This window comes from Lewinella sp. IMCC34183, assembly GCF_003390915.1.
In the GTDB taxonomy this organism is placed as follows: domain Bacteria; phylum Bacteroidota; class Bacteroidia; order Chitinophagales; family Saprospiraceae; genus Neolewinella.
On record NZ_QMEM01000005.1, the window covers coordinates 156537 to 169779 of the forward strand.

Annotated in this window: 12 protein-coding genes; 7 read left to right on the forward strand and 5 right to left on the reverse strand. The window is 63.9% G+C overall.

All coding sequences use genetic code 11. The features are described 5' to 3' along the window. The first annotated feature begins 64 nt into the window (after positions 1-64). The 3 genes from DQG19_RS12500 to DQG19_RS12510 are packed head-to-tail and all read left to right on the forward strand — an operon-like array spanning position 65 to position 3592. Positions 65-1534 (forward strand): nicotinate phosphoribosyltransferase, encoded by a 1470-nt coding sequence (locus DQG19_RS12500; RefSeq protein ID WP_232826514.1) that lies wholly within the window; start codon positions 65-67, stop codon positions 1532-1534. A 26-nt stretch (positions 1535-1560) separates the two neighbouring features. Further along, the gene (locus DQG19_RS12505) at positions 1561-2274 is read left to right on the forward strand and encodes an NUDIX hydrolase (RefSeq protein WP_116126601.1); all 714 of its coding nucleotides are present in this window, start codon (positions 1561-1563) and stop codon (positions 2272-2274) included. A 52-nt stretch (positions 2275-2326) separates the two neighbouring features. Continuing rightward, the gene (locus DQG19_RS12510; protein WP_116126602.1) at positions 2327-3592 is read left to right on the forward strand and encodes an aminotransferase class I/II-fold pyridoxal phosphate-dependent enzyme; all 1266 of its coding nucleotides are present in this window, start codon (positions 2327-2329) and stop codon (positions 3590-3592) included. A gap of 49 nt (positions 3593-3641) precedes the next feature. Here DQG19_RS12510 and DQG19_RS12515 read toward each other — a convergent pair whose 3' ends face one another. Beyond that, positions 3642-4820 (reverse strand): cystathionine gamma-synthase, encoded by a 1179-nt coding sequence (locus DQG19_RS12515; RefSeq protein ID WP_116126603.1) that lies wholly within the window; start codon positions 4818-4820, stop codon positions 3642-3644. Between the two features lie 626 nt (positions 4821-5446). Between DQG19_RS12515 and DQG19_RS12520 the strand changes: the two genes are divergently transcribed. Beyond that, on the forward strand, positions 5447-7612 hold the full coding sequence (locus DQG19_RS12520) for a PQQ-binding-like beta-propeller repeat protein (RefSeq protein WP_232826515.1): 2166 nt from the start codon (positions 5447-5449) through the stop codon (positions 7610-7612). On the opposite strand, the gene DQG19_RS12525 is transcribed toward DQG19_RS12520, so the two are convergent. After that, entirely contained in the window at positions 7609-9198 is a 1590-nt protein-coding gene (locus tag DQG19_RS12525) for an ArnT family glycosyltransferase (RefSeq protein WP_116126604.1), read from the reverse strand. The genes DQG19_RS12520 and DQG19_RS12525 overlap by 4 nt on opposite strands. A 38-nt stretch (positions 9199-9236) precedes the next feature. Between DQG19_RS12525 and DQG19_RS12530 the strand changes: the two genes are divergently transcribed. The 3 genes from DQG19_RS12530 (at position 9237) to DQG19_RS12540 (ending at position 11240) form a co-directional block, all read left to right on the forward strand. Continuing rightward, a complete protein-coding gene (locus tag DQG19_RS12530; RefSeq protein ID WP_116126605.1) occupies positions 9237-9770 on the forward strand; it encodes a hypothetical protein in 534 nt (177 codons plus the stop codon). A 424-nt stretch (positions 9771-10194) separates the two neighbouring features. Further along, positions 10195-10755, forward strand: a complete 561-nt coding sequence (locus DQG19_RS12535) for a phosphoribosyltransferase (RefSeq protein ID WP_116126606.1) — start codon at positions 10195-10197, stop codon at positions 10753-10755. Then, positions 10755-11240 (forward strand): GNAT family N-acetyltransferase, encoded by a 486-nt coding sequence (locus DQG19_RS12540; protein ID WP_116126607.1) that lies wholly within the window; start codon positions 10755-10757, stop codon positions 11238-11240. Before DQG19_RS12535 ends, DQG19_RS12540 begins: the two co-directional genes overlap by 1 nt. Here the strand turns inward: DQG19_RS12540 and DQG19_RS12545 are convergent. Genes DQG19_RS12545 through DQG19_RS12555 form a run of 3 tightly spaced genes read right to left on the reverse strand, consistent with a single transcriptional unit; the run spans position 11237 to position 13187 of the window. Further along, on the reverse strand, positions 11237-12007 hold the full coding sequence (locus DQG19_RS12545; protein ID WP_116126608.1) for a TIGR03915 family putative DNA repair protein: 771 nt from the start codon (positions 12005-12007) through the stop codon (positions 11237-11239). The two genes, DQG19_RS12540 and DQG19_RS12545, sit on opposite strands and share 4 nt — an antisense overlap. Then, positions 12004-12903, reverse strand: a complete 900-nt coding sequence (locus DQG19_RS12550; protein ID WP_116126609.1) for a TIGR01777 family oxidoreductase — start codon at positions 12901-12903, stop codon at positions 12004-12006. The genes DQG19_RS12545 and DQG19_RS12550 overlap by 4 nt, the downstream gene beginning before the upstream one ends. Before the next feature lie 5 nt (positions 12904-12908). Then, positions 12909-13187: a hypothetical protein gene (locus DQG19_RS12555; protein WP_116126610.1), complete on the reverse strand. Its 279-nt coding sequence runs from the start codon at positions 13185-13187 to the stop codon at positions 12909-12911. Positions 13188-13243: the final 56 nt, after the last annotated feature.

The window sequence follows — 13243 nt, forward strand, 5'->3', positions numbered from 1 at the left end:
GCTAACGGTCAGCGTAGCGAACTTATCCCGGTTTCTCACCTTAGCTTAGAACCTAAACTAAGCAATGGCGCATTCCCACCTTTCCGAGATCTACCGCCCGGGCTTCGGCCTGCTGACCGATCTCTACGAGCTCACGATGGCCGCGGGCTACTACCACGCGAAACTCCACGAGCGGCGTGCGATTTTCCACCTGTTCTACCGGACGGCGCCCTTCGGGGGCCGTTTTGCGCTGGCGGCGGGCCTGCCGCTGGCCATCGATCTGATCGAGAACTTCCGCTTCAGCGCCGACGACGTACAGTACCTCGGCCGGCTCACGGGCAGCGACGGCAGCCCCCTCTTCCGGGAGCCCTTTCTCAACTACCTGCAGCGGATGAAGTGGACCGGCAGCGTAGATGCCGTACCCGAGGGGGAAATCGTGCTGCCCCACGAGCCCCTGCTGCGCATCGAAGGGCCGCTACTGCAGGTACAGTTGCTCGAAACGGCGCTGCTGACGGTGATGAACTTCAGCACCCTGATCGCCACCAAGGCCGCCCGCATCAAGGCCGCGGCCGGCGACGACCCCGTCCTGGAGTTCGGACTGCGGCGGGCGCAGGGCATCGACGGCGGCCTGACCGCCTCCCGCTCCGCCTACCTCGGCGGCTGCGACGCGACCAGTAACGTATGGGCGGGTCGCTACTACGGCATTCCCGTCAAGGGGACCCACGCCCACAGCTGGGTGATGGTCTTTCCCGACGAGCTGACCGCCTTCGAGGCCTACGCCGCCGCCCTGCCCGCCAACTGCATCTTCCTGGTGGATACCTACGACTCCCTGGAGGGGACGCGCAACGCCATCCGCGTCGGCCGAGCCCTGCGCGAACGCGGCCACGAGATGAACGGCATCCGGCTCGACAGCGGCGACCTGGGTGCACTCTCGATCGAAGCGCGCAAACTGCTGGACGAGGCCGGCTTCCCGGACGCGCAGATCGTGGCCAGCGACAGCCTCGACGAGTACGCCATCCGCGACCTGAAGGCGAAGGGCGCGAAGATCGGTATCTGGGGCATCGGCACCCGGCTGGCCACCGCCCACGACCAGCCGGCGCTCGGCGGCGTCTACAAGCTCTCGGCCGTGCAGGACGCGTCGGGTAACTGGCAGTCGCGCGTAAAGGCCTCGGAAACCGCCGCCAAGTCGAGCAACCCCGGCAAGCTGGCCGTCCGCCGCTACCACCTGGAGGACCGGCCGGTTGCCAGCCAGCTGTACGATGCCCTGGCCGGACCGCCCAGCCAGACCGTCACCGACGCGGCCGACCAGACCCACACCCTGGCCGGGGACACCACCGAATTGCTCCACCCGGTCTACCGCGACGGAACCCTGGTACACGAGGCCCTCGACCTCCCCGGCACCCGCGACCGCGCCCTGAAGAACTGGCAACTCTGGACCGCCCTGGACTGGAATGACTTCCACTACGGCCTCAGTCCCGAACTGCTGGCGGAGAAAGAAGACTTGCTGAAAAAAATGGAAGTCTTAGGCCCCGAGGACGAGCGGGGCCAATTTTAAATTTCACATTTTAAATTTAAAATTTAATGCCCACCTACAAACACCCCCGCCCCTCCGTAACCACCGACGTGGTCGTGTTCGGCTACGACGGCGGACCCGAACTGAAGTTGCTGCTGATCCAGCGTGGCGGCGAGCCCTTCAAGGGGCAGTGGGCGCTGCCGGGCGGATTCGTGGAGATGGACGAGGACCTGGAAGCCGGCGCCCTGCGTGAACTCGAGGAGGAGACCGGCGTGAAGAACCTCTACGTGGAGCAGCTCTTCACCTTCGGCGCACCCGACCGCGATCCCCGCGGCCGCGTGATCAGCGTGGCCCACTACGCCCTGGTCAACCTGGGCAACCACCCGGCGGCCGCCTCCTCCGACGCCGAGCGGGTGGAGTGGTTCCCGCGCAACGCGCTGCCCGAGCTCGCCTTCGACCACGCCCGGATCATCGAGCTGGCGACCTCGCGGCTGCGGGCCAAGGTGCGCTACCAGCCCATCGGCTTCGAGCTGTTACCGGAGGAATTCACCCTGGGCGAATTGCAGGCCCTCTATGAAACCGTACTGGGCGTGCCGCCCTTCAACAAGCGAAATTTCCGCACACGTATCCTGAAGACCGGCATCCTGGAGGAGGTAGGTAGGCAGGAAAACGTCGCCCACCGTCCCGCCATGCTGTACCGCTTCAACGAGGACCGCTACCGCAAGCTGGTGGAGGAACGCGACTCGGCGGTGCTGCGGCGCGCCCTGGACTTCGAGTTGTAGGCGGAGGCGTGGGATCTGGATTGCGGGGAACGAATAATCCGGATATTGCGCCATGCTATCTACCAGAGGACAGAAGAAGGCCAATGAGCCACTGCGACCGGATTTTGCGCTCTTCGAGCGGGCGATGGAGCAACCCTACACACCAGAGGATACCGACGGCGCCGTCACCCTGTGCATCGCCGAAAACCTGCTGCAGTGGCCGACGCTGCGCGACAAGCTGCAATCGATCACCCGCGAGGCACCCTGGCCCGACTGGATCGCCGCCTACACCCAGCTCTCGGGTGCCCCGGAGTTTCGGGAAGCGGTAGCGGGCTTCGTGGGCAGGCACATCGCCGGTCAGCCGCTGAACGCGGACTTTTTTTGCGGGAGCGCAGGTGCAACGGCGGTGGTGGAAGTAAGCGCCATGTGCCTGGGAAAGGACGGAGACTACGCCGTATTCCCGGCCCCGGCGTACCAGGCCTACGCGCCGGACGTGCAAAACAAGGCGGGGATGCTCCGCCACGACATCCGGGAGTACGCGGCGGAATTCGGCACCGGTTTCCACCCCCTGTCGGTGGCCGAGCTCGACGCTACCCGCGATACTCTGGGCGAGAAGTTCCGTATGCTCGTACTTACCCAGCCGGATAATCCGACGGGGGCCGTATACGCGGACGACCAATTGCGCGGTATTGCTGGGTGGTGTATCGAGCACGAGATTCACTTGGTGGTGAACGAGATCTATGCCCTGAGCCAGTTCAGTCGCGACGCGGAGGGGGTCGCCAACGTATCGGCTTACACCTCCTTCCTGCCCATCCTGGAAGAGCTGGACAGTCCCTACCTGCACTGGTGGTACTCTTTCTCGAAGGACTTCGGCGTATCCGGCTTCCGGGTAGGGCTGATGTACAGCCGCAACGAAGACTTCCGGGCGGCCTACACCAACTTCAACGCCCCGCACCAGATCAGCAACCTTACCCAGTGGGTACTGGCCGAACTGCTGCGGGACGACGCCTGGGTAACGGAATTTCAACAAGAGAACCAGCGGCTGCTGACCGGCGCCTACCAGACGGTCACCGACACCCTGGATGAACTGGGGGTACCCTACACCCCCGCCCGCGGGAGCCTGTTCGTCTGGGCCGACTTCAGCCGCTTCCTGCCCGAACGGACTCCCGCAGCCGCGGAACAGCTGTGGGAACGGATCTTCGAGGAAACCGGTATACTGCTCACCGCCCCGGGCGGCCTCGGGCAGCCGGACGCCGGTTGGTACCGGATCGTGTACAGTGGGGTAAGCCCGGAGGCGCTGGGAGCCGCTATGGATCGCTTACGCACCTTCTTCCGTTAACGAGCTGTACGATGCTGCCTCCGGCAGCGCACTACAGGACCCCGCCAGCCTAAACCGAAGCCGGTACGGCCGCGGCCAGGGCGTTCTCCAGATCCCGGACCAGGTCGTCGGCATCTTCCACGCCTACGCTCAGGCGGATCAGGCTATCGGTAAGCCCCACGCTCAGGCGCTGCTCGCGCGGAATACTGGCGTGGGTCATGGAGGCCGGGTGGCCGATAAGGCTTTCCACGCCACCGAGGCTTTCCGCCAGGGTGAAATAGTGGGTGTTCTTCATCACCTCGGTAGCGGCCTCCTGGGTGTCCTCCTTTAGGTCGAAACTGACCATTCCCCCGAAGTCGCGCATCTGCTTAGCGGCGATGTCGTGGCGGGGGTGATCGGCCAGTCCGGGGTAGTATACGTTGGCAACCAGGTCGTTGCCCTGTAGTACCTCAACGATACGGCGGGCGTTCTCGCAGGCCCGCTGTACGCGCAGGTGCAGGGTCTTGATACCGCGCAGCACCAGGAAACAGTCCTGGGGGCCGGGGACGGCACCGACGGCATTCTGCAGGTAGTAAAGCTTGTCGGCCAGTTCCTTGTTGCGGGTGATGATGGCCCCCATGACCACGTCGCTGTGGCCGCCGAGGTACTTGGTGGCGCTGTGGAGCACCATATCGGCACCGAGTTCGAGGGGCTGCTGCAGGTAGGGGCTGGCGAAGGTATTATCGACGCAGGTGGTGATGCCCTTTGCCCGGGCGAGGTCGGTGAGGGCCTGGATGTCCACGATGTTGAGCATGGGATTGGTGGGCGTCTCGATCCAGAGCAGCTTGGTGTCGTCGGTGATCTCACCGGCAAGTTTATCGGCATCGCGCATGTCGACGAACCGGCTCTTGAGCCCGAAATTGCCCATCACCGCCGTGAGCAGCCGGTAGCTGCCGCCGTAGAGGTCGTCGCTGGCCAGGACCTCGTCGCCGGGCTTCAGCGTGCGCAGGATGGTATCCATGGCGGCGAGTCCGCTGCTGAAGCAAATGCCGTATTTCCCCTTTTCCAGGGCGGCCAGGTTATTCTGCAGCGCGCTGCGGGTGGGGTTGCCCGTGCGGGCGTACTCGTAGCCCTTATGCTCGCCGGGGGCGGACTGGGCGTAGGTAGAGGTCTGGTAGATCGGGGTCATTACGGCTCCGGTCTGGGGGTCGGGCTCAAGTCCTCCGTGAATACACTGGGTAGCGAAGTTGGCGTCTGGGGCGGCTTTCATACGTTCGGTTTGGTCGGTAAACGGGTGGGGAGGGGTTGGGGTTGTCGGGTGCTGGTTGCGGGTTGCTGGTTGCTGGTTAGCGGAAGTCATCCGATGCGAGCCGACGGTAGGAGGCCTCATCGGATGCCTGGAGCGGGGGGTGCTGGGTGCTGGGTGCTGGTTGCTGATTGCTAGTTGCGGGTTGCGGGTTAGCGGAAGTCATCCGATGCGAGCCGACGGTAGGAGGCCTCATCGGATGCCTGGAGCGGGGGGTGCTGGGTGCTGGGTGCTGGGTGCTGGTTGCGGGTTGCGGGTTTGCGGAAGTCATCCGATGTGCGCCGACGGCAGGAGGCCTCATCGGATGCCTGGAGCGGGGGTGCTGGTTGCTGGGTGCTAGTTGCGGGTTGCGGGGTAGCGGAAGTCATCCGATGCGAGCCGACGCCAGGAGGCCTCATCGGATGACTGGAGCGGGGGTGCTGGTTGCTGGTTACGGGTTGCGGGGTAGCGGAAGTCATCCGATGCGAGCCGACGCCAGGAGGCCTCATCGGATGCCTGGAGCGGACGGGTTACGGATGCCTGGAGCGGGGAGGCGCAAGGTTACGGACGCCCGAAGCGGAGCGAATGCAGGAATTTCGCATCTTACTCCTATGATGCCTAACTACCTCCCCCTACTGCTCGTGGTGGCCTTGACCTTTGCCTGCGGGGGTCCGGAGGTCGGGGGTGAGGATGCCGCAGACTGGGGGCACTACCTCGGCGACCGGGGAACCCGGCAGCACAGTACCCTGACCCAGATCGACACCACCAACGTGGCCGGCCTGACGATCGCCTGGTCCTACGCCTCGGGCGACGGGGACTCGCTCGGCCGCAGCCAGATCCAGTGTAACCCGCTTATAGTGGAAGGCGTGCTCTACGGCACCAATCCCGTACTGAAGGCCTTTGCCATAGATGCCGCGACGGGCGACGAGCGGTGGACCTTCGACCCCGCGGTCTTCAGCGACGAGCTGTTCGGCATGGGTACCAACCGGGGCCTCAGCTACTGGACCGATGGTACCCACCGCCGGATCTACTACCCCGCCGGCCCCTACCTCTACGCCCTCGATGCCGAAGATGGTACGCCACTTGACCACTTTGGCGACGGCGGGCGCGTAGACCTTCACACCGGCCTGGGAGCGGCGGCGCGTGACCAGTTCGTCATCTCCACGAGCCCGGGCATCATCTTCGAGGACCTGATCATCGTCGGAGGCCGGGTGAGTGAGGACCTCGGAGCCGCACCGGGCTACATCCGCGCCTTCGACCTGGAAAGCGGGGCACTACGGTGGACCTTCAAAACGCTGCCCGACCCGGGCGAACCGGGAGCCGATACCTGGCCCTCTTCCCGCTCGCCGCTGGTGGGCGGCGCCAATGCCTGGGCGGGGCTCAGCGTGGATGTGGAGCGGGGCTACGTGTACGTTCCTACCGGCTCGGCCTCCTACGATTTCTACGGGGGCAACCGCCCGGGCCAAAACCTATACGCCAACAGCGTGCTCGCGCTCGACGCACGGACGGGCGAGCGCATCTGGCACTACCAGACGGTCCACCACGACATTTGGGACCGCGACCTGCCCGCCCCGCCGGTACTGGTCACGGTGGATCATGGCGGTGCACCGACCGAGGCGGTGGCCCAGGTGACCAAGGGAGGCTACCTGTTCCTGCTCGACCGCGATACCGGCGAGCCGCTGTTTCCCGTCGAGGAGCGCCCCTACCCCGCCTCCGACCTCGCCGGTGAGGTGAGTCACCCCACCCAGCCGATGCCCACCGCTCCCCCACCCTTTACCCGGCAACGGCTCACCCCCGATGAACTGTACCCTTTCGACTCCACCATGAACCGGGAGGCCCGCGAACTGCTGGCCCGCAGCCGCTACGGGGGGCCCTTTATACCGCCGAGCGAGGAGGGCACCATCCTGTTTCCCGGCTTCGACGGCGGGGCCGAATGGGGCGGGGCGGCGTGGTCGCCCGACGACGGCCTGCTGTTCGTCAATGCCAACGAGATGCCGTGGATGCTCAAAATGAACCCCGTAGCGGGGCTGGAGGGTGATGACTCCGGCCAGGGGGTATACGCGATTGCCTGTCAGGCCTGTCACGGTCCCGATCTTCGGGGCGGTGGCGTCTTTCAGAGTCCGTCGCTGCTGGGGCTGGCCGCACGGTTCGACCAGCCGCAGGTCACCGCCCTGGTCCGAAACGGTCGCGGGGCCATGCCGGCCATCGGCTGGCTGGACGACGAGCAGGTAGCGGCGGTATCCGACTGGCTGCTCGGCCTGAGCGAAACCGCGACGCCGGAAGACATTCGGCCGGAGGTGACCGGTGGTGACAAACAGGAGGCCAGCGGGAAGGGCGCGTGGCCCTACCCCTACATCATGGACGGATATACCCGCCTGCGCACATCCGACGGCCACCCCATCACCTCGCCCCCCTGGGGGACGCTCACCGCCCTGGACCTGAACGCCGGCAAAATCCGCTGGCAGGTACCCCTGGGTGAGTACCCCGACCTGGTGGCGCGGGGCATCCGCAAGACCGGGAGCGAAAACTATGGGGGACCGGTGGTTACCGCGGGGGGCGTCGTCTTCATCGCCGCTACCCTCGACGAAAAGATCCGCGCGTTTCGCGCCCGCGACGGCGCCCTGCTCTGGGAAGCCGGTCTGCCCGCGGCGGGCTACGCTACGCCCGCGGTCTACGCCGTAGGGGGCCGGCAGTACGTGGTCGTGGCCTGCGGCGGCGGCAAGCTCGGCACGCCCTCCGGAGACCAGTACGTGGCCTTTGCCCTGCCGGAAAACTAGGGGTCCGCGCGCCGCCGGAAAAAGGTGAAGCCCCCGCGGCGGTACAGGATCTCCGCGCCGGGAGCATCCGCCAGGGCCCGGTCGGTCAGGCGCAACGGACTCGAAAAGTAGACGTCACGGTCGATGGGCCCAGTCAGCATTGCGTGGACCGGCCGGCCGGCGGTAGCCGCCGATACCCGACCGTAAAAGAGCGGCGTGTACGACTTGTAACGCGCGGTGGTCAGGTACACCGATTCGTCCCGCAGGTCCCCGTAGAACTCCAGGGCCGCCCCCTGGGTATAGGCCTGGATTCGCGGCAGCACGATCGGTAAGCCCAGGAGACACAGCACGAACATCCCCACCAGGTGGAAACCGGCTCGCCGGCGTACGGACAGGTCGGGACGCCGGTCCAGTATGAATATGGCGACCACCACCAGCGCCGGGACGATCGTGTACCACGGCCAGGCTACCGGTAGCCTGAGCCGGGAAGCCAGCTCTGCATCCCCCACCTTGGGTAGCCACATGGACATTGTCCAGGCCGCCACCGCCAGAGCAACCAGCGCCAGCAGGTAGACGCCCCACAAACTCCGCAGCAGGAGCAGGAGCCTACGGGGAAAGGTCAGCTCCGCCCGGTGCGTTACCGTCCAGCGGGCCGCGAACCAGGTCAGGGGGTAGTAGCACAGGCTGGAATAGTGCACGATCTTGGTATTGACCAGCGAAAACAGGATCAGCACTACCCAGAACAGGATCCGCAACCCTCGATCCACATCTCCGCCGTACACCCGCCACCGGAAGAGCGCGGGCACCGCGAATACGGAGGCGGGAAAGCAGCCGAGGAGCAGCACGACGACGTGGTAGCCCGGAAAGCCCCCGTGGCCCGCATCCTCCTGTAGCAGCAGCCGCCACTGGTAAGCCGTGAACTCCTGCAGGAATGCACCCCCGTCGCGCGCCGAGAGACTCCAGAGCCACGCCACCCCGGGAAGGAGGGCCAGCAGCCCCACCCCCAGATAGGGAAGGATGCGGCTGACGCCCCGCCGCCGAAGCGTGATTGCGTATACCAGGGCCACCACCAAGCCCGCTACCGGCCCCTTGGTCAGGACGGCCAATCCCAGGCTCAACCCACAGGCCAGCACGGTTGCCGGGGAAAGCCGCCCACCGCGGAAGACGGGCAACAGCGCCAGCAGGATGAAGAGATTAAACCAGGGATCGATGATTCCCGACCGGAAATACAGGGTGGGCAGGAGGCTCCCCGCGTAAAAGGCAGCCCACCACCCCCCCACCCCCCGCCGGCGGCCGTACCAGCCAAGCAGCCCGAGGGTAAGCACGCCGCACGCGATGTTCGGGAACCGCGCACCGAATGCCCCTACCCCGAACAGCTGGTACGCCCCCACCTGCAACCAGGCGAAGAAGGGCGGTTTCTCGTAGAAGGGAAGAAAATTAATGGTTGGCTGCAGAAAGTCGCCGCGTACGGTCATCTCCCGGGCGATCTCGGCAAAGTTGATCTCGTCCCAGTCAAACAGGGGCAGGGCACCCAGTCCCCAGCTCCACAGGAGGGCGACTCCGATCAGGACCGAAACGGCCCCTGCGTACTTCCTTCGACTATTCACCCGGCTGCGCGTTATGATGCTAAAGTAATCCACCGCCTATGCTTCGGCTTCTTCCCGTACTCTTTCTCCTGTCCGCCTGCTACGCCGAAGAACTGGAGCAGGAGCTGCAACAAGACCCCTTTTTCGACCTCGCCGCGTACATGGACCGGCAAGTTGACAGCCTGAGTCAGTCCGCTACGGAAGTCACCAAGACCATCACCCTCAACGGCACGACGGAAACCCACGAACTCCCCGCGCTGAACTTCCGGAACGACCTGCGGGTATTCCGGGAATCCGACATCAACAAGCCGGCTTACCGGGACAAGTATCGAGTGGAGCGCGAGGAGAGCGGCGGCAGCCTCACCCGCATCTATACCGCCACCGACAGCAGCATGCAAACGCGAAGATTGACGGTAGTCTCCCGCGATAGCCTGCCGTCCTTCATCGAGATCATCCGTAAGACCGGAACCGTCCTTTCCGACGGAGACCACCGGCTGGTGTACGACCCCCTGCTCGGCTACTCTATGCACACCGAACAGATCAACACCTTCGGCGAGGACCTCAACGCCAATATCGAGGTCAGATGGAAATAAAAAAGAGGCAGTGCCACCACAGCACTACCTCAGCCCTAACCAAATAAAACCAAATTATTCTTAGTCACGTAAAAGGCCTGTTGGCCTTGCGTTGATTCAAATATAAGGGCCCAGGACCGGCAAATTGCCATTCAAACACCAGAAATATTGGACAAGTCCAATTTTGCCGATCTTCGCAATCGTAAAAATAATCTTCCGCGATTTAAGATTTTAGCCTACTAAATCCTTTTCAGCACCCCAGCCACAGAACTATTCTAACCACGCAAATAACTTTACCCACCCCAGGGAACCTTAGGGCGAATTTTATTTGTCTCATTGACAAAAATCGATCGTATGTTCTAATGTTGTCGTACGAACCTTCTTTTCCCCTTCCGTGGCCGCCGCCAGTAATACTTCCTTTCGCGTCGTAAAAACCTCGCTATTTATGTCCTCCCAGCCGTCCGGGCGCATTCGCCTTCATTCCCTCAATTTTCGCCCGTTCCTGACCGAGGAGAACATCCAGGAGCGTGTCCGCGAGCTCGGAAACACGCTACGGGAACGGCTCGGGGAAGGCAATCCCAGCTTCGTGGTCATGCTGAAGGGGGCCTTCGTTTTCGCCGCCGACCTGGTACGGGCCAGCGGTCTGGGCGGGGAGGTTTGCTTCGTCCGCACCAGCAGTTACGCGGGTACCGAGAGTGCCGGCCGGGTAAAATTACTCGTGGCTCCGGAGCCCGAGTTGATCCGGGGCCACGACGTGGTTCTGGTGGAAGACATCGTCGACAGCGGCCTCACCATGCAGGCGTTCCTGCCCATGCTGGAAGCCATGGAGCCCTCCTCCATAACGCTGGTCACCCTCCTCCATAAGCCGGAAGCCCAGCGCGTCGAGGTCCCCATCGACCTGATCGGATTTTCCATTCCGTCTAAATTCGTGGTGGGCTACGGTCTCGACTACGACGGACTTGGACGCCACCTGCCCGCCATCTACCAACTTGACGAAGAATATTGATGCTTAGCCTCCGCGAAATCACCCCGGCCGACAACGCCGCCGTAGGGCACGTCGTACGTACCGTTATGCCCGAGTTCGGCTGCGTTGGCGAAGGGTACTCCATCAACGACCCAGAACTGGCAGATATGTACGGCAGCTATGCCGCGGACCGCTCCGCCTTTTTCGTGCTTACCGATAGTAACGGCGACGTAGTGGGGGTCGGAGGCTACGCCCCGCTGGCGGGAGGCGACGGGACGGTGTGTGAACTGCGTAAAATGTATCTCCTATCCTCCGCACGCGGCCTGGGCGGTGGCGGCATGCTGCTTGCGCGCTGCCTGCGCGACGCGGCGGCCGACGGATATACCCGTATGTATCTGGAAACGGTTGCCGCGATGACCACCGCGGCGGGGGTCTACGATAAGTACGGCTTTCGGCCGCTCGACGGCCCGCTGGGCAGTACGGGGCACTCCGCCTGTGACCGCTTCATGTTGCGGTCCCTGGTTTAGGTCTTTTCGGTCAGGTACTTCCAGTAGCGCTTCGGTACGTGCTGCAGGTGCAGCTTCAGGTTCTTGCGCTCGGGGATGTCCACGGCGCGGAAGTACGTCTGCCATAGTTCCTGGTAATCGCCTTCCGCCGCGTCCAGCATATCGGCGCTCAGGCTACGCAGACGTCCGTCCTGGTTGGCTTCGAGCGTGATGAACTCGGCGCGTTTGCGTTCGCTGTCCCAGTGCAGCCCGTAGTGGCGACCGGTGTCGTAGATGAGCCATTCCATGGCAGGGTAGCGGGCCGCGAAGTGATCGCCGATGAGGGGCAGGCAGTTGAAGTCCGGGTTGACGAGCGCGGCGTACAGTCCGTCGGGCGTCTGCTGAAAACGCACGAAAGCGTGCATCCGATGCACTTCTCGCGCCATCTGTTGCTTCAGGCGGAGCAGTTGCCGGATGCGTTGGTCGCCCGCGTCCTTGCTCACGTCCAGCCCGTGCACCGCCATTTGTCGCTGCACGAAGTAGTAGATGAGCCGTTCCACTTCCGGTTGCTCGGTCAGGAAAGCATGGCGAAGTAATTCTACGATCTTGCCGTTTTCGCTGCGGTCCTTCAGACCGGCCGCTACCCGGCGGGCCCGGACTTCGTCGGTGGTCACCGGGGTGGCCGCGGAGAACAGTTGCTGTTGGTAGCGGTCCTCCGCGACGATATCCACAACCTCCGCCCGCAGGCGAAAGGCCTCGAAGATCGCCGACAGCAGGCCGGCGAACGTGCCGTCGTAGGTAAAGATCACCCCAGTAGCTGTTCCAGCGCCTGGCTCAGTTCGGGGTAGGCAAAGCGGTAGCCTGCCGCCTCGATCTTGGCGGCCGAGCAGCGGGCGCTGTCGAGTACGGTGTGTCGCATTTCCCCCAGCGCCACCTTCAGCGCGGCCTCGGGTGCAGGTACAACGAGGGCGTTCTTGTGCAGGGCCGGCCCGAGCGCGGCGGCGAATGGCTTGTTGCGGACGGGGTTCGGCGCGCAGCCGTTGTAGGTGCCGACCAGGTTATTTTCCAGGGCGAAGGCATAAATGCCGATGAGGTCCTCTATGTGGATCCAGCTGTAGTACTGCTGCCCGTCGCCGAAGTAGGTCGAGGTCCACACGTTCAGCGGGATGAGCATCTTTTGCAGGGCCCCTTCGTCGGGGTGCAGCACGATGCCGGTCCGGTTGACGAAGGTGGGGATGCCAAGGCGGTCCACCTCCTGTACGGCTTCCTCCCAGAGGATGCAGCTGCGGCTGAGAAAGCCATCGCCGGGCGAGGCCTCCTCCGTGAGGATCTCTTCGCCCCGGTCGCCGTAGTAGCCGATGGCGCTGGCCGACAGGTACAGTTTGGGCGTCACCTGCAGGCGAGACAGCGTCATGGCCAGCAGGCGGGTCGACTCCGTACGGCTCTGGATGATGACCTGCTTGCGCTCCTCCGACCATCGCTCGTCGGCGATGCCGGCTCCGGCGAGGTTGATAACGTAATCGACGTCCTGGAAGGCCGCGTCGTCGATCGTCCCTTTCTTGACGTCCCAGACGTAGGTGGGAAAGGTGGCGTCCGGGTCGGCCGTCCGGCTGAGGTGGCGCACCGCGTGACCGTCGGCCTGCAGCCGGCGCGAGAGGTGCATGCCGACGAAGCCGGAGCCGCCGCCGATGAGTACTACGGACATGGCGATCAGGAATTAGCGGGTACGAACTCGTAGTAGTAGAGATCGTCGCCGTCTTCTTCGTAGGCCAGGGCCAGTTCCCGGTTCTGCATTTCGGTAAAGAAGACCTCCCAGCTTACGGGGTTAACGTCGAAGCTATCCTCATTATCGACCTCGTCGAAGTGGATGCGCAGGGGTTGGCTGTTGTAGCCGTCCGCCACCTGATCGACCATGGCCGGCAGGCCCTTGCGGGATTCGGCGAAGGATTTAATGAGGTTGCGGTCGATGGTTTTTATGGTAGTGGCCATGCTATACGTAGGTTGTTATACCCCCCTAACCGTGGATTGGCCGGCGAATGTTTAGG

Coding starts and splice junctions, on each gene's coding strand:
- DQG19_RS12500 (WP_232826514.1), top strand. CDS start 65: ATGGCGCATTCCCACCTTTCCGAGATCTACCGCCCGGGCTTCGGCCTG.
- DQG19_RS12505 (WP_116126601.1), top strand. CDS start 1,561: ATGCCCACCTACAAACACCCCCGCCCCTCCGTAACCACCGACGTGGTC.
- DQG19_RS12510 (WP_116126602.1), top strand. CDS start 2,327: ATGCTATCTACCAGAGGACAGAAGAAGGCCAATGAGCCACTGCGACCG.
- DQG19_RS12515 (WP_116126603.1), bottom strand. CDS start 4,820: ATGAAAGCCGCCCCAGACGCCAACTTCGCTACCCAGTGTATTCACGGA.
- DQG19_RS12520 (WP_232826515.1), top strand. CDS start 5,447: ATGATGCCTAACTACCTCCCCCTACTGCTCGTGGTGGCCTTGACCTTT.
- DQG19_RS12530 (WP_116126605.1), top strand. CDS start 9,237: ATGCTTCGGCTTCTTCCCGTACTCTTTCTCCTGTCCGCCTGCTACGCC.
- DQG19_RS12535 (WP_116126606.1), top strand. CDS start 10,195: ATGTCCTCCCAGCCGTCCGGGCGCATTCGCCTTCATTCCCTCAATTTT.
- DQG19_RS12540 (WP_116126607.1), top strand. CDS start 10,755: ATGCTTAGCCTCCGCGAAATCACCCCGGCCGACAACGCCGCCGTAGGG.
- DQG19_RS12550 (WP_116126609.1), bottom strand. CDS start 12,903: ATGTCCGTAGTACTCATCGGCGGCGGCTCCGGCTTCGTCGGCATGCAC.
- DQG19_RS12555 (WP_116126610.1), bottom strand. CDS start 13,187: ATGGCCACTACCATAAAAACCATCGACCGCAACCTCATTAAATCCTTC.